15 protein-coding genes are annotated in these 15,779 nt (G+C 70.8%); 5 read left to right on the top strand and 10 right to left on the bottom strand.

The window, feature by feature from the left end; genetic code table 11:
* Nucleotides 1-77: 77 nt before the first annotated feature.
* The 5 genes from fusA to ASD84_RS07685 all read right to left on the bottom strand — a co-directional run bounded on the left by fusA (nt 78) and on the right by ASD84_RS07685 (nt 5,097).
* Entirely contained in the window at nt 78-2,192 is a 2,115-nt protein-coding gene (fusA, locus tag ASD84_RS07665; RefSeq protein ID WP_056708625.1) for an elongation factor G, read from the bottom strand.
* Nucleotides 2,193-2,275: 83 nt separating this feature from the next.
* Nucleotides 2,276-2,746, bottom strand: coding sequence for a 30S ribosomal protein S7 (rpsG, locus tag ASD84_RS07670; RefSeq protein WP_056708627.1), 471 nt, complete (start codon nt 2,744-2,746; stop codon nt 2,276-2,278).
* Between the two features lies 1 nt (nt 2,747).
* Nucleotides 2,748-3,122, bottom strand: a complete 375-nt coding sequence (gene rpsL, locus ASD84_RS07675) for a 30S ribosomal protein S12 (RefSeq protein WP_056708632.1) — start codon at nt 3,120-3,122, stop codon at nt 2,748-2,750.
* A gap of 231 nt (nt 3,123-3,353) precedes the next feature.
* A complete protein-coding gene (locus tag ASD84_RS07680; RefSeq protein ID WP_082573383.1) occupies nt 3,354-4,598 on the bottom strand; it encodes an MFS transporter in 1,245 nt (414 codons plus the stop codon).
* 40 nt (nt 4,599-4,638) lie between these two features.
* Nucleotides 4,639-5,097, bottom strand: coding sequence for a MarR family winged helix-turn-helix transcriptional regulator (locus tag ASD84_RS07685; RefSeq protein ID WP_235531015.1), 459 nt, complete (start codon nt 5,095-5,097; stop codon nt 4,639-4,641).
* 91 nt (nt 5,098-5,188) lie between these two features.
* Here ASD84_RS07685 and ASD84_RS07690 point away from each other — a divergent pair, with 91 nt between their 5' ends.
* On the top strand, nt 5,189-5,479 hold the full coding sequence (locus tag ASD84_RS07690) for a DUF2530 domain-containing protein (RefSeq protein ID WP_235531016.1): 291 nt from the start codon (nt 5,189-5,191) through the stop codon (nt 5,477-5,479).
* Nucleotides 5,469-6,092, top strand: a complete 624-nt coding sequence (locus ASD84_RS07695; RefSeq protein WP_056708641.1) for a class I SAM-dependent methyltransferase — start codon at nt 5,469-5,471, stop codon at nt 6,090-6,092. The genes ASD84_RS07690 and ASD84_RS07695 overlap by 11 nt, the downstream gene beginning before the upstream one ends.
* Before the next feature lie 14 nt (nt 6,093-6,106).
* On the opposite strand, the gene ASD84_RS07700 is transcribed toward ASD84_RS07695, so the two are convergent.
* A complete protein-coding gene (locus ASD84_RS07700; RefSeq protein WP_235531017.1) occupies nt 6,107-6,883 on the bottom strand; it encodes a DUF3027 domain-containing protein in 777 nt (258 codons plus the stop codon).
* Nucleotides 6,884-6,974: 91 nt separating this feature from the next.
* Between ASD84_RS07700 and ASD84_RS07705 the strand changes: the two genes are divergently transcribed.
* A complete protein-coding gene (locus ASD84_RS07705) occupies nt 6,975-8,456 on the top strand; it encodes an MFS transporter (RefSeq protein ID WP_414858589.1) in 1,482 nt (493 codons plus the stop codon).
* A 4-nt stretch (nt 8,457-8,460) separates the two neighbouring features.
* Here the strand turns inward: ASD84_RS07705 and ASD84_RS07710 are convergent, their stop codons facing one another.
* Nucleotides 8,461-8,856 carry a cold-shock protein gene (locus ASD84_RS07710; RefSeq protein ID WP_056708651.1) on the bottom strand — a complete coding sequence of 132 codons (396 nt, stop codon included), beginning with the start codon at nt 8,854-8,856 and terminating at the stop codon, nt 8,461-8,463.
* A gap of 108 nt (nt 8,857-8,964) precedes the next feature.
* Between ASD84_RS07710 and ASD84_RS07715 the strand changes: the two genes are divergently transcribed.
* Nucleotides 8,965-9,561, top strand: coding sequence for a GNAT family N-acetyltransferase (locus tag ASD84_RS07715; RefSeq protein ID WP_200954461.1), 597 nt, complete (start codon nt 8,965-8,967; stop codon nt 9,559-9,561).
* Nucleotides 9,562-9,575: 14 nt separating this feature from the next.
* On the opposite strand, the gene ASD84_RS07720 is transcribed toward ASD84_RS07715, so the two are convergent.
* From ASD84_RS07720 to ASD84_RS07730, 3 genes are read right to left on the bottom strand one after another with little or no spacing between them, the layout of a single operon-like run.
* Nucleotides 9,576-10,733 carry an RDD family protein gene (locus tag ASD84_RS07720; RefSeq protein WP_056708654.1) on the bottom strand — a complete coding sequence of 386 codons (1,158 nt, stop codon included), beginning with the start codon at nt 10,731-10,733 and terminating at the stop codon, nt 9,576-9,578.
* A 27-nt stretch (nt 10,734-10,760) separates the two neighbouring features.
* Nucleotides 10,761-12,596 carry a hypothetical protein gene (locus ASD84_RS07725; RefSeq protein WP_056708657.1) on the bottom strand — a complete coding sequence of 612 codons (1,836 nt, stop codon included), beginning with the start codon at nt 12,594-12,596 and terminating at the stop codon, nt 10,761-10,763.
* Entirely contained in the window at nt 12,593-13,453 is an 861-nt protein-coding gene (locus ASD84_RS07730; protein WP_056708660.1) for a PP2C family protein-serine/threonine phosphatase, read from the bottom strand. Before ASD84_RS07730 ends, ASD84_RS07725 begins: the two co-directional genes overlap by 4 nt.
* Before the next feature lie 234 nt (nt 13,454-13,687).
* Between ASD84_RS07730 and ASD84_RS07735 the strand changes: the two genes are divergently transcribed.
* The gene (locus tag ASD84_RS07735) at nt 13,688-15,775 is read left to right on the top strand and encodes a helicase-associated domain-containing protein (protein ID WP_235531019.1); all 2,088 of its coding nucleotides are present in this window, start codon (nt 13,688-13,690) and stop codon (nt 15,773-15,775) included.
* Nucleotides 15,776-15,779: the final 4 nt, after the last annotated feature.

A 15,779-nucleotide genomic window follows, 5' to 3' on the forward strand; every position in this document is an offset into this window, starting at 1 on the left:
TGGCTCCTCCTGGGATTGTTACTTGACTCGTACTGGGTTGGGTGATGCGCCGAGGGCGGCGGAAAGCAGTCGGAAGACTACTCGCCACGAACCTTCTTGATGATCTCGTCGGCGATGTTCGTGGGAACCTCGGCGTACGAGTCAAACTCCATCGAGTACGACGCCTGACCAGAGGTCTTGGACCTCAGGTCGCCAACGTACCCGAACATCTCGGACAGCGGCACGAGGGCGTTCACGACGATGTCGCCGTGACGCTCCTCCTGTGCACGAATCTGGCCGCGACGGCTGTTGATGTCACCGATCACGGTGCCGAGGAAGCCCTCGGGGGTGATGACCTCGACGGCGAACATCGGCTCGAGGAGGCACGGCTTGGCCCTGCGGGCGGCCTCCTTGAACGCCTGGATGCCGGCGATCTTGAACGCGAGCTCGGACGAGTCGACGTCGTGGTAGGCGCCGTCCTCGAGGGAGAACTTCACGTCGACCATGGGGTAGCCGGCGAGCACGCCGAACTCCATGGCTTCCTGGCCGCCGTTGTCGACGGACGGGATGTACTCGCGCGGGATGCGACCGCCCGAGACGTTGTTGACGAACTCGTACCCGATGCCGAGACCGGTCTCGGGGTCCTTGTTCGGCTCGATCGAGATGACGACCTTGGCGAACTGGCCGGAGCCACCCGTCTGCTTCTTGTGGGTGTAGGAGTGGTTCTTGACCTCGGCGCGAATGGTCTCGCGGTAGGCAACCTGCGGCTTGCCGACGGTGGCCTCGACCTTGAACTCACGCTTCATCCGGTCGACGAGGATCTCCAGGTGGAGCTCGCCCATGCCCGCGATGATGGTCTGACCGGTCTCTTCGTCCGTCTTGACGACGAACGTCGGGTCCTCGTCGGACAGGCGCTGGATGGCCGTACCGAGCTTCTCCTGGTCGGACTTCGTCTTCGGCTCGATGGCGACCTCGATCACCGGGGCCGGGAACGTCATCGACTCGAGGACGACCTGGTTGTTCGGGTCGGACAGCGTGTGACCCGTCTTGGTGTCCTTGAGGCCCATGACGGCCACGATCTGGCCGGCGCCGACCGACGCGATCTCCTCACGCTTGTTGGCGTGCATCTGGTAGACCTTGCCGATCCGCTCCTTGCGGCCGTTGACCGAGTTGACCACGGTCGAGCCAGCTTCGAGCTTGCCGGAGTAGACGCGGACGTAGATCAGCTTGCCGAGGTGCGGGTCCGTGGCGATCTTGTAGGCCAGGCCCGAGAACGGCTCGTCGTCGGAAGGCTGACGAGTGATCTCCTTCTCCTCGTTGCGCGGGTCGTGACCCACGATGCCGTCGATGTCGAGCGGCGAGGGGAGGTAGTCGACGACCGCGTCGAGCAGGGGCTGGACGCCCTTGTTCTTGAAGGCGGTGCCGCACAGGACCGGGTTGAGCTTGTCGGCCAGGGTCGCGCGACGGATGGCGGCCTTGAGGGTCGGCACGTCGAACGTGTCGCCGTCCTCGAGGTAGACCTCCATGATGTCGTCGTCGGCCTCGGCGACCGTCTCGACGAGCTTCTCGCGGTACTCCTTGGCCTGCTCGAGGAGGTCCGCGGGGATCTCCTCGATGACGTAGTCCTCACCCATGACGGTCTCGCCGCGCCACACCTTGGCGTGCATCTCGACCAGGTCGACGACGCCGATGAAGTCGCCCTCGGCACCGATCGGGAGCTGGAGGACCAGCACGTTGGAGTTGAGGCGCTCGACCATCATGTCGACGCAACGGAAGAAGTCCGCGCCGGTGCGGTCGAGCTTGTTGACGAAGCACATACGCGGGACGGAGTACTTGTTGGCCTGGCGCCAGACCGTCATCGTCTGCGGCTCGACGCCGGCGACACCGTCGAACACCGCAACGGCGCCGTCGAGGACGCGCAGGGAGCGCTCGACCTCGGCCGTGAAGTCCACGTGGCCGGGGGTGTCGATGATGTTGATCTGGTGCTTCTTCCACCAGCAAGTGGTCGCAGCAGAGGTGATCGTGATGCCACGCTCCTGCTCCTGCTCCATCCAGTCCATCGTGGCAGCGCCCTCGTGGACTTCACCGATCTTGTACGTGATGCCGGTGTAGAAGAGGATGCGCTCGGTGGTGGTGGTCTTGCCGGCGTCGATGTGCGCCATGATGCCGATGTTGCGTACGACGTTCAGGTCGGTCGTGATGTCGACTGCCACGTGAGTCAGCGTTCCTTAGATCTTGGGATGGAGAAGGTGGGTGCCGGAGCGGGCGCCGCCGTGGCGGGCCCGCTCCGACGAAATCACCAGCGGTAGTGGGCGAAGGCCTTGTTGGACTCGGCCATCTTGTGGGTGTCCTCGCGCTTCTTCACCGCGGCACCGAGGCCGTTGGCTGCGTCGAGGATCTCGTTCTGCAGGCGCTCGGCCATCGTCTTCTCACGACGGTCCGCGGCGTAGCCGACGAGCCAGCGCAGCGACAGCGTGGTGCCGCGCGTGCCCTTGACCTCGATCGGGACCTGGTAGGTCGCGCCACCGACACGGCGGGACTTGACCTCGATGGAGGGGCGCACGTTGTCGAGCGCACGCTTGAGGGTGATGACCGGGTCGATACCGGTCTTTTCCCGGGTGCCTTCGAGCGCGGTGTAGACGATGCGCTGTGCAACCTGCTTCTTGCCGTCCTGCAGCACCTTCGACACGAGCTGGCTCACCAGCTGCGACCCGTAGACCGGGTCCATGTCGATCGGCCGCTTCGGCGCGGGGCCCTTGCGCGGCATGTCAGCTCTTCTCCTTCTTGGCACCGTAGCGGCTGCGAGCCTGCTTACGGTTCTTCACGGCCTGGGTGTCCAGAGCGCCGCGGATGACCTTGTAACGAACACCGGGGAGGTCCTTCACACGACCGCCGCGGACGAGCACGATGGAGTGCTCCTGGAGGTTGTGACCCTCACCCGGGATGTAGGCGGTGACCTCGACGCCACTGGACAGGCGCACGCGGGCGACCTTGCGCAGAGCGGAGTTCGGCTTCTTCGGGGTGGTGGTGTAGACGCGGGTGCAGACACCGCGACGCTGGGGCGAACCCTTCAGGGCAGGCGTCTTGGACTTCGACACCTTGTCCTGGCGGCCCTTTCGGACCAACTGATTAATGGTGGGCACCTGGTGGTTCCCTTTCCTTGTGCTCTCTCGTGCCGGCGCCTTGCCGGGCACGGATGTGTTGCGTTACTGCGTGCCGAATGAGTGGTCCGCTTCGCGTTTCGCACCCAGTCCAGGCCCAGAATTCGGACCCATGATTCGGACATCGGGGAGTGCGACCGCGTTGAGGGCATGCTCGACGTGCCGGGTCACCCCAGACACGAGAATCGAGATTACCGGCCGCCCATGAGCCGGTCAAAATACCGGTGCACCGGCATTTTCGGGCCGGAGGACGACCACGGGCGTCCGGCGCTCCGCGAACGCCCGTACGGCGACCGCCGCGACCACACCCACGAGCACCAGCAGCCCGCTCACGACCAGGGTCCAGCGGGCGCCGTACTGCTCCCCGATCCAGCCGATCACGGGGGCGCCGAGCGGCGTTCCACCCATCACGATGGTCATGTAGATCGCCATCACGCGCCCGCGCAGCGCCGGGTCGGACTCGACCTGGAGGAGAGCGTTGCACGAGTTCAGCACGGTGATCACCGAGAACCCCAGGAGCGGGCACAGCAGCACGAAGGTGAGGTACGACGGCATGAGACCGGCCGCGATCTCTACCAGGCCGAACGCCACCGCCGCCCCGAGCAGCAGCCTGACCCGCACCCGCGAGCGCCCGGCCGCGACCAGGGCGCCGGTCAGCGAGCCGACGGCGAGCGCGGAGCCCAGGACGCCGTACTCGGTGGCGCCCTTGTCGAAGATGTCGGTGGCCATCAGTGCCGAGGTGATCTGGAAGTTCATGCCGAACGTCCCGATGAAGAACACGAGCACCAGGATCATCAGCATCTTCGGCTCGCTGCGTACGTAGGCGAAGCCGGCGCGCAGCATCCCGGGCGCACGGGCCACGGGGCGCGGGGAGTGGAGGCCGGCCGCATCCATCCGGCGCAGCTGGAGGATCACTGCCGCGTAGGACACGGCGTTGACCAGGATGACCCATCCGGTCGCGCGCATGCCGCCACCGCCGAGACCGATGAGCAGGCCGGCGAGTCCGGGGCCGACCATCCGGGCGGCGTTGAAGGCGGCCGAGTTCAGGCTGACCGCATTGGCGACGTCGTCCGCGCCGACCATCTCGGAGACGAACGCCTGGCGCGCCGGCGCGTCGAAGGCCGCGCCGATCCCGAAGACGAAGGCGAGCAGGTAGACGTGCCACGTCTCGGCGACACCGAGAGCGGCGATGACTCCGAGGGCCAGGGCGGATCCGGCCATCACGGCCTGGGTGACCTGCAGCAGGCGGCGCTTGGAGAAGCGGTCGGCCACGACGCCGGCGTACGGCGACAGCAGGAGAACCGGGAGGAACTGGAGGCCGGTCGTGATGCCGAGCGCGGCACCGCCGTTGCCGGGGATGGTCAGGACCAGCCAGTCCTGGGCGATGCGCTGCATCCAAGTCCCGATGTTGGAGACCAGGCTGCCCGCGAAGTACAGGCGGTAGTTGTGGTGGGCCAGGGAGCGGAATCGGGGGCTCGTGGCGGGGCTCCTTCTGTTCTCAGAGGGTCTGTTCGGATTCGGCCAGCCGCTGGAGGATCGGGGCGGCGCGGCGCAGGATGTCGCGCTCGTCGGAGGGGAGCTCCTCCAGGCGCATCGACAACCAACGGTCCCGGCGCGCGGCGTCGGCCAGCACGACCGCCCGACCCGCGTCGGTGATGCGTACGACGACCTGCCGGCCGTCGTCGGGGTGGTCGTGCCGTTCGACGAGTCCCCGCTCACCGAGTGCGGTGACGGTGCGGGTCATGGTCGGCGGCCGCACCTGTTCGCGCGTGGCCAGCGCTCCCACGGTCTGGTCGCCCCGACCGTGCAGGACCCACAGCACCGCCATCGCGGTCAGGCTGAGGTCGTTGTCCGGGTGGCGCTCGCGCACCAGCCGGCGCCGCAGGCGCATGACCGAGAAGCGGAGCTCGGTCGCGAGCCCTGCTGTCGAACGCACGTGCTTGTCCAGGATCGGCATGTCGTTACTATAAGTCATTACCTTGCGTAACTATTCCCGGTCGTGTCCCCGTCACGCACAGCGCACCGCCGCGGCGGCGTACGATCGAACCGTGGAGCTCCGAGACGACCAGCCGACCCAGCACGAGATCGGCAACCGCACCTACCTGATCGCTCCCGTCGAACCCCTCGACGTCGACGGGGTGCGGACCGTCCAGGTCGGCACCGGGCTCTTCCTGCTGGCCTTCCTCGGACTGCTGCCGTTCTGGGGCCGCCTCGAGGAGGAGGGCCAGACCTGGCTGCTGTGGATGTGCCTCACCGGCGTCGGCCTCGGCCTCCTCGGGACCGAGTACTGCAAGCGTCGGCGCGTCATCCGCACCGAACGCGCGTCCGATGGCGAGTGAGCTCCCTCCGACCCGGTGGGCCCTCGGCGGGGCGAAGAACAGCGGCTACGGCGTCCGCTTCGCTGAGCTGATCAGCCAGGGCAAGGACATCGACGGCGAGGCTCGTCTGGCCGACACGCTCCTCGACCGGGGCGCCCGCGTCCTCGACGCCGGCTCCGGCATCGGACGAGTGGGCGGATACCTCCAGGCCCGCGGCCACCAGGTCCTGGCAGCCGAGCCCGACCCGGCGCTGGTGGCGCAGTCGCACGACCTCCATCCCGAGCTGGTCGTCGTACCGCTCGAGATCCTGGCGCTCACTCCGGAGGCCGTCGCCGCAGCGGGTGGTCCGGACTCCTTCGACCTCGTGGTCTGCGTCGGGAACGTCCTCACGTTCGTCGCCGACGGCACCGAGGTGGCCGTCCTCCAGCGCCTGCGCGACCTCCTCGCACCGGGTGGGCGGATCCTCGCGGGCTTCCACCTCCGGGGCGGGCCGAGCACGGCGCGGCCCTACTCCCCCGAGGAGTTCATCGCCGACGCCACGTCAGCGGGCCTGCGGATCGACCACCGCTTCGGTGGGTACGACCTGCGACCGGTCGACGACGAGTACGCCGTCTGGCTGCTCAGCCTGGCGTGAGACGCGTCTCGCGCCTAGAACGTCTCGAGGTCCTCGGTGCCGATGGTGTCGACCACCGGCGGGGCCGGGGGCTGCGACTGCTGCCGCTTGCTGAGGCGGACCTCGGAGTGGGCGCCACAACCGTGCTGGAAGGCCACCACGCGGGCGTCGTCGTTGGCGTCGCCGTTGGCGCAGACGCCGAACATCTCGGACAGCGGGCCGGCGAGGCGGACCAGGAACCCGCAGGAGTAGCACTGGTGCGGGGCCGACTTCGCGATCGGCGCCTCCGGGCCGGAGTCGCCGTCGTACCAGCGCTCGGCGGCGATGTCGCGGCCCTCCGGGGAGAGCACGCGGACCCGCCCGAGGCCGAGGTCCTTGGCCACCTCGCGGATCTGGGCCTTCTCGTCGGTGTCGAGCGGGTCGTCGCCGAAGGAGTACGTCGGCACGAGGCGCGGGTCCTCGTCGGAGACGGGAAGCAGGTCGCCGGGCGAGAGGTCGCCGGGCTGCAGGCGGTCGCGGTAGGGCACCCAGGCGGGAGCGATGATCGCTTCGGCGCCGGGCAGCAGCACGACCTCCACCACGGTCACCTTGCGCTGGCGGGACGCCCGCGTGAGGGTCACCGCCCACTGCCAGCCGTGGTAGCCCTTGCGGTTGCACCCGAAGAGGTGGGTGACGACCCGCAGGCCGTCGACCTGGTGGCCGAGGTGGTCGCCCACGTCAGCGGCGTCGACCTCGTGGAGCAGCGCGGTGCGCGCTTCATCAACGGCGTCGGCCGCGACGGCGTCAGTCAACTTGCGCTCGAGTGTGGACACGAGGCACAGCATCCCTCATTCGGGCGATCCTCGTCACGTCGGGGGCCGCGGCGGGAAGTCGGGGGGTGTGGGTTCGCCAGCAACAGGCAAGATGGACACCGTGAGCCATCCGCCTCCGCCACCGCCACCACCACCGCCGCCGCCGCGCGACGGAACGGGTGCGGTGTCGGACGCCGAGATGAGCGAAACGGGGTCCATGCGCGCCGTCGGGGCAGGCCTCGGGACCGGGGCGAAGGCCACGGCTCGCGGCCTCAAGGCCACCGCGGCGGTGACCGGGCGCGCCAGTCGCGCAACCTTCCTGCAGGCAAGGAAGGCCGCGGGCGCCCAGGGCGCGGAACGCTCCGGGCTGAAGCGCCTGATCGAGCTGCACGCCTTCAACGCCGCCGGTGACTCCGCCTTCGCCATCGCCCTGGCCGGCACCGTCTTCTTCGCTGGAGCCACCAGCGGCGAACGGGGACCGGTCCTGTTGTTCCTGGGTCTGACCATGGTGCCGTTCGCCATCGTCGCCCCGCTGATCGGGCCGTTCCTCGACCGCTTCAGCCACGGGCGACGCTGGGCCATCGGCGCCACCTTCGCCCTGCGCGCGTTCCTGTGCTGGGTGCTGGCCGGGACGCTGACCGACGGCTCACCGTGGTTCTACGTCGCCGCGCTGGGCGTGCTGGTGTCGTCGAAGGCGTACGGCGTCGCCAAGGCGTCCGCCGTACCCCGACTGCTCCCCCACGAGATCACCCTCGTGAAGGCGAACGGCCGCGTGGCCCTCGCCGGCGTGGTGGGCGCGTGCGTGTCGGCCCCGCTCGCGGGCGCGGCGTACTGGATCGGTCCCGAGTGGGCCTGCCGCTACGCCTTCGTCGTGTTCGCCGTGGGCACGGTCGCCGCGATCCTGCTGCCGGGCCAGGTCGACTCCTCCACCGGCGAGGAGTCCGTCGAGGCCCCCCGTGACTCCGTGACCGGGGCACGTCGTACGACCGGACTGCCGCCGAAGGTTGCCTTCGCCCTGCGCGCCAACTGCGGACCTCGTCTGCTGTCCGGCTTCCTCACCATGTTCATGACCTTCGTGCTGACCACGGAGCCCCTGGACGGCTGGGAGAGCACGACCAAGTCGACCGTGCTGCTGGGCCTGGTCATCGGAGGTGCCGGCCTGGGCAACACGATCGGCATCTTCGTGGCCTCGCTCGCACGCAAGATCAACCCGGTCGTGATGGTGGTCGTCGCGCTGCTCGCCGACATCGTCGCCCTGGTGTTCGCGACGATCGTCTACAGCCCGCTACCGCTGATCGTCCTCGGCCTGACGGTCGGCCTGATGCAGTACCTCGCCAAGGTCTCGCTGGACTCCACCATCCAGACCGGCGTCCCCGCGAGTGCCCACGCGAGCGCCTTCGCCAAGGGCGACACCACGCTGCAGCTGGCGTGGGTGGTCGGCGGCTTCCTCGGCGTGATCCTGTCCTACCCCGCAGTCAACGACTTCGGGCTGGCCTTCGCCGCGGTGCTGGTGACCGCCTGGGCGGTCTTCGTGCTGCGCAGCGCGCCGCACAAGCGGAGCAGCAGGCAGGGCCCGCCGCTCCCTGCCGCTTAGTGGGTCAGAGCTCCAGTTCGTCAGCCAGCGCGCGGAGCACCTTCGCGACCGGCTGGGCCGCGCGACGATCGGGGTGGCGACCGTGGCGGTAGGCCTCGCCGACGCCGTCAAGCAGGCGGATCAGGTCCTCGACGATCAGGACCATGTCCTCCGGCGACTTGCGGCGGGCGTTCTGCTGGTTGCGGGAGACCGAGGCAGGCGCGTCGATGAGCTTGACCTGGAGCGCCTGGTCGCCGCGACGACCCTGGGCGATCCCGAACTCGACCTTGGTGCCCGCCTTGAGGGTGGTGACGCCCTCGGGCAGCGCGTCGGAGCGCACGTAGACGTCCGCGCCGCCGTCCTGGGAGAGGAAGCCGAAGCCCTTCTCCGTGTCGTACCACTTCACCTTGCCACTCGGCACGGTCTCGACCTTCCTCGCTGATCACACAGTTCCCGCGGGCCTGACGGCTCGCGAGGGCACATGTTAGTGGTCGTGGGTGATCGGGACCGACGTCGTACCCTCGCGGACGTGGGAAGCGAACCGTCACCGCCGCAACTTCTGCCCCCTCCGCTGCCGTTGCGGACCGAGCGTCTCGTGCTGCGCACGGTGGTCGCCGACGACCGGGAGGCGATCGGGTCCTACTGCGCCGACCCCGAGGTGACCCGCTACCTGCCGTTCCCGGCGCTCGACGACGAAGGCCTGACGAAGCGGATGGATCGCCTGGTGGCGGCGACCGCACCCTCGGCCGTCGGGGAGTTCCTGGCGCTGGCCGTCGAGCTCGACGGAGTGCTCATCGGCGACCTGATGCTCCGCTTCGGCGCCAGCCACGGACCGGGCGACGCCCCGTCGATCGGTGAGCTCGGCTGGGTCTTCGCCCCGGAGCACGCCCGCCGCGGGTTCGCCACGGAGGCCGCTCGCGCCCTCATCGACCTCGCGTTCGGGCACTACCCGCTGCACCGCGTGATGGCCCAGCTCGACCCACGCAACACGGCCTCCGCCGCGCTGTGCGAGCGGTTGGGGATGCTCCACGAGGCGCACACCCGCGAGGACTTCGCCGACCGCGACGGCACCTGGGGCGACACGGCCGTCTACGGCCTGCTCCGGCGGGAGTGGGCGGCGCTGTAGCTCGCCGACTTGGCTCAGCTCGCGCGTTCGACGCGCATCATCCGGTCACCGAACCGGACGACATCACCGGCGAGCAGGGTGCTCGGACGCCCGGGCGTGAGTGACTTCGACATGCCCCCGCGGACCACGAAGGACCCGTTGGTCGAGCCACGGTCCATCACGACCAGGGCACCGTCGGGCGCGACCTGGAACTGCGCGTGGGTCTTGGACAGCGACATGTCCGAGGAGCGCAGGGGTACGACGTGGCGCACCGGCTCGCCCGGGCGTGGCTCGGGTCGGCGGCCGACGAGTGCGAGGCCCTCGACCACGAACGCCTCCCCCGAGTCGAACGACACCTTCCACCGCACCGACGGGGGTGCGGCAGGAGCAGGAGCGGCCAGTGCCGGCGCGGGGGCCTTCCGGACCGGCTGCGCGGGCGGCGGCGCAGCCGCGGGTGCGGCGCGATGTGCTCCGGGATCCGGCGCGGCCACGACGGGCGGCCGTGCGGGGGCCGGGGGCGGAGCCGGGGCCTGACGCACGACGGGTGCCGGAGCAGGAGCCGGTGTGATCGGAGCGGGAGCCGGTACGGGCGCGGGCGCAGCCGCCGGGGTGGGAATCGGGGTCGGCACCGGGATCGACTCGGGCGCCGGGACCGGCACCAGCCGCATCGCCGTGAGGTTCACGATCTGCTGCGGGCGGTCATCGACCTCGTCGGCCGCGACCGGCATCGGACGGACGTCGACCACGACGGCGTCACCGATCTGGTCGTGCAGGGCGCGACGCTGCCTGGTGGGATCCGCCGCCGCTGTCCACGCCAGCGTGGCCAGGCCCATGCCCACGGTCGGGATGCCAGCGACGCCGAGCGCCAGTGAACGCCCGGTCGCGGCCAGCACACCGATCGGGCGCCCCGTGGTCCGTCGTACGACGCGAAGCCCGACCAGGGCCTTGCCCGGCGTCAGCCCGGTCGTACCGACCACCACCGCGGTCACCAGGCCGATCAGGACCACCGCCCCGACGAACGACGCCAGGGCGATCCACACGTCATCACGCGCCGCGAAGCGCCAGACCGCGACGCCGATCCCGGCCGCGATCCCCCACCCGATCGCACGATCGAGCACGAACGCCGAGAAGCGTCGGTCGAGCTCGGCCGGTGGAAACATCACCGGCTCCGCCGTGGGCGGGACGAGGGACATGAATGCGCTCCGAGTAGCGGTGGCCCGTCAGGGCCGGGTGACCTGGATGGTGACTCCATCGCCCAGGTTGATGATGGCGCCGGGAATCAGCTGGACAGCGATGCCGGGCTTGAGGTCCTCCGGCCCCAGCCCCGGCTGCACCAGGACGGTGCCGTTGGTCGAGCCCATGTCGGTCACGACGGCGGTGCCGTGGTCGGCACCGGTGCCGGGACGGACCTCCACATGGGTCGAGGAGATCTCGTGCAGCCGGCTCGGGACCGTGATCAGGGTCGGCTGCTCGGTCGAGGTGAATCGGCGGGCCTCCGGGGCGCGGCCGATGAGGACCGCGCGGTCCACGACGATGGTCTGGCCGTCGGAGATGAGGAGCTTCGCGACCGGAGGGGTGATCGCCGGAGCCTGCGGCTGCCCCGGGATGCCGGCCGGAGGCACCGGCGGCTCGCCGCCACCCGCGATGGTCAGTCCGTCGTGCTCGAGCGGGAAGCCGGGCGGCGGAGGCACGGCACCACCGACGGGTTCCCACGAACCGATCGGGAGCGGCGGAGCATCAGCGACCGGGGAATCCATGGGCGGCGGGGGCGGCGTCCAGCCGGCGGGGGCGACCTCGGTGGCCCCACCCAGCGGCGGGAACGGCGGCGGCGGAACCGCCGGAGTGTCGGGCTCGGCAAGCGGATCGGGCTCGCTCGCTGCCGGAGCGGCAGGGACGTCGGCGGGGACGTCGGCGGGGACGTCGGTGGGGGCAGGGTTGTCCCAGGGGGTGACCCAGCCGGCCGGCGCAGCATGCTCGGGCGCGGCCGCGTCGTCCGCCGGCGCTTCCGTCGGCACCTCCGTGGCCGGAGGGACCTCGCCCAGCGGGTCGTCCAGCGGGTCGGTGAGCGGGTCACCGAGCACCGGGTCCATGACCTCGGTGGCCGGACCCTCGTCGAACGGCGAGGCCTCGGCCTGGACGTCGTCCTCGACGGGGGTCTCCGTCATCGACTCGCCCACGGCGTCGTCGTCCGTCGCGCCGTCGACCACGGACTCGTCCAGGGCGTCGCCCTCGGACGAGGCGACCTCGACCTCGACGTCGGCCGGTTCCATCGTGGTCTCCGGTTCGGGGGCCAGGTGCGCGCCACCGAAGGACGGCGGCGGCGGGGGCTCCCAGGGCGCGTCGACCCCGGCAGCAAGACCGCCGGCCGCGAGGCCGCCGGCGACCAGGCCACCGGCCAGCATGGCGCCGTCGGCCGAGGCGCCGTCGGCCGAGGCGCCGTCGACCGGACCGCCCTCGGCCACCATGTCTTCTTCGGCCATCTCCTCGACCGTCTCGACGGGGGCATCGTCGATGTGCTCGTCCACGGCGGCGACCATCGCGACGTCATCACCCGCGTCGGTCATCGCACCCGTGGTCGGAGAAGCCAGCACGGCCGGCCGGTCGATGCGGCTGACCCGGACGAGTCCGCCCAGGATCGGGAAGTCGGCGGCGGGTGCGTCGTGGGCCATCGCGTCATCGGGCACCGTCACGGTCAGCGCGGTGACGCCCTCCACGGCACGCTCGACCCAGGTGTGGCTCGCAGCGCCGTCCAGCGCGACGTCCTCGCCCGCACCGGTGAGTGCTGCCGTGACGCCCTGGCCGCGCAGCAGGATCCGGGTGGGGCCGTCGTCGGTGCTCACCAGGACGAAACCCGGGATCCTGCTCAGGCCCGAGGCGAGCAGACCGTCGAGAACCTCGTCGAAACCGGCGCCGCTGTCGACCAGCGACCAGAGGGCGACAACCTGTTCCCTCTGCGACTCCGGCAGCAGGATCGTGACCTTGCTTCCGAACACCGCGAACCAGGATCCAGCGCGGTAGGACCAGGCACCGGTGGCGCCCGTGGCGATCTCGCTCATGGGAGAGCTCCCAACTTCTGCTCCAGACTCACCCGCTGCGCATCGGAGTCGTACGGATCTGTGTGGGTCAATCCCACCACATCCACGACGACTGCGGTGGCGTTGTCGTGCCCGCCCGCACTCAGAGCAGCGGCGACGAGCTGTTCGGCGGCATCCCGGGGGTCCTCGCAGCCACCCAGGATCGACCCGATCTGCTCGTCGCTGACCATTCCGCTGACCCCGTCCGAGCACAGCAGCAACCGCTCCGCTGCCGCCAGCGGCATCAGGAAGAAGTCCGCCTCCCCGCTCACGCTGCCGGGCAGGGCCGATCCGCCGAGCGCCCGGGTGATCACGTTGCGGCTCGGGTGCACGGCTGCCGCGGCGGCACTGATCTGGCCGGCGTCGACCATCTCTTGGACCAGGCTGTGATCGACGCTGACCTGCTCGAGGACGCCGTCGGTGTGCCGGTAGATCCGCGAGTCGCCGACGTTGGCCAGCAACCACCGCGGCCCGTCGTCGGAGTCGACCAGCAACGCCACGACGGCGGTCGTGCCGGCGGAGAACGACGCCGGCGCACCGTTGGCGCGCTGCTCGGCGTCGTAGGCAAGGATCCGGTCCTGCACCGCCTGCAGGGTGGAGGCGATCGCCTCGGCGCCGCGCGCTGCGTCGTACCCGTCGGCCGCGAGGCGTGCGAACTCCTCGATGACGATGCCGCTGGCCACGTCGCCACGGTCGTGGCCGCCCATCCCGTCGGCGACGACGAAGACCGGAGGGTTGGCCAGATAGGCGTCCTCATTGGCCGAGCGGACGAGCCCGACGTCGGTGGCCGAGCCGTGGTGCAGCTCGACCTGGCTGACGCCGATGATGCGCCCCGTCATGCGAGCCGGTCCGGTGTCGGTAGTTTGGGCGGCGTGGGACCAGGACCTGAGGGGCACCGGTCGTTGGCCGACCAATTGCGGTCGTGGCCCGACGAGCGGCTCCAACGCCTGCTCGCAGCACGTCCCGACCTTGCCACCCCTGCCCCTCACGACTTCGGTCAACTCGCCTCGCGCGCCGCGGTGAGGAACTCGATTGCGCGAACGCTCGATGGCCTCACCCGGGGCGAACTCTCCGTGCTTGATGCCCTCGTGGTGGCCGGTCAAACCACCGAATCCGAACTGATCTCGATCGTGTGGGCCGACCCGCCGTACGTGGCCGCGACGGCAGCCCGACTCGTCGACCTTGCCCTGGCCTGGGAGTCGCCCGAGGGACTGCGCGCACTCACCGGTGTCGCCGATGCCATGCTCGGCGGCGGCGAGGCCGGAATGAGCGGACTGCGTCCTCGCTCGCCCGCTCGGCGTGACCCCGTCGACCTGGAAGCCGTCATCGCGGCGCTACCGACCGAGGCGCGCGCGCTGCTCGACCACGTCGTGGCCAACGGTGGGACTGCCAAGCCCGGAACCGCCCGCATCGGCCTGCGTCCCGAGGACGCCGAGACCCCCGCGGAGCTCCTGATCGCGCACCGGCTGCTGCTGCCCGGCGGATCGCTGCAACCCGGCCTGCTGATGGCGCCCGGGGAGGTCGGCCTCGCGCTGCGAGGCGGACGTACGACGACCGCCCCGATCGACGAGCGTCCCCCCGTCGCGGCCGAGGCCCGGTCCCCGCGCCTGGCCCAGGGCGCCGCCGTCGGCGCCGCCACGGACGTCGTACGACGGACCGAGACGCTGCTCGAGTGGTGGGGCGTACGACCCGCGGCTGCCCTGCGCACCACCGGGCTCGGCGTCCGGGAGCTGAAGGCGACAGCGACGTACCTCCAGGTCTCCGATGTGGTCGCCGCGCTGCTCGTGGAGGTGGCGGCCGAGGCCGGGCTGCTCGGCAACCGCGCCGACTCCGACGGCAATCCCGTGTGGGTGCCGACCGAGCAGTTCGACGTCTGGCTCGAGCTCCCGACCGCCGAGAAGTGGTCGGTGCTCGCCCGCGCCTGGCTGGCCAGCGCGCGGTTGCCGTCGCTCGTCGGCGAACGTGGTCCGGACCAGAAGCCCTGGAACGCACTGACTCCCGAGCTCTCGGCCTCCGGCATGCCCGAAGCCAAGGGGATGGCTCTGGCGGCGCTGGCCGGCCTCCCCGAGGGGCACGGCCTGGCCGCCGGCACGGGGCTGCCCTCGCTGGTCGCACATCTTGCATGGGAGCGCCCGCGGCGACCCCGTACCCGACCGGACCTGGTCGCGTGGGCGGTCGCGGAGGCCGCGGTCATCGGGATCACCGGCGCCGACGTGCTCTCACCGTTCGGGCGCGCACTGGTCGCTGGCGACGACCCGGCCCCGGCTCTGGCCGCGCTGCTGCCCCCACCCGTCGACCACGTCCTGATCCAGGCGGACCTGACCGCCGTGGCCCCCGGGCCCCTCGAACCCGACCTCGCCCGCCGGCTCAACCAGGTGGCGGACATCGAGTCCCACGGAGCGGCGACCGTCTACCGGTTCACCCCGGACTCCGTTCGTCGCGGGCTCGACGTGGGGTGGACCGCCGCCGAGCTCCATGCCTTCCTGCTGGCGGCGTCCCGGACACCCGTGCCGCAGCCGCTGAGCTACCTGATCGACGACGTGGTGCGCAGCTTCGGCCGACTGCGCGTCGGAGTCGCCTCCGCCTTCATCCGGTCCGAGGACGAGGCGGCCCTCGCCGGTCTGCTCGGCCACCCGCGTGCGGTCGGCCTGGGACTCCAGCGGATCGCACCGACCGTGGTCGTCTCCAGCGTGCCGATCGACGTCCTGCTCCCCCGGCTGCGGGACCTGGGTGTCGCGCCAGTCGTCGAGGGACCCGACGGTGTGGTCCGCGTCGGCGTGAACGAGCCGCTGCGGGCACGGTCGCCGCGGACCCGCGACGGGGCCGACCCGGCCCGGGCCGCTGCCCGCCAGTCGGCCCATGTGGTCGGGGCGGTCCTCAGCCTGCGCGAGGGCGATGCGGAGGCCCGCAACCGGCCGGCGTCCGCGTCGGCTCCCGGGGGCGGTGTGCTCTCGGCCCTGCGTGAGGCGATCGAGCGGCGCGGCGTCGTACTCATCGGGTTCACCGACAACCAGGGCGTCGTGAGCGAGCGGGCCGTCGCACCGATCACCGTCGAGGGCGGGCGGCTGACCGCGCGTGACCAGGACGCGGACGCCGATGACCCTGACGCCGAGCGGACCTACGCCGTGCACCGGATCAGCCGGGTCGTTCCCGTCACCTAGACTC

Origin of the sequence: Nocardioides sp. Root682, from assembly GCF_001427795.1 — a bacterium.
GTDB lineage: Bacteria > Actinomycetota > Actinomycetes > Propionibacteriales > Nocardioidaceae > Nocardioides.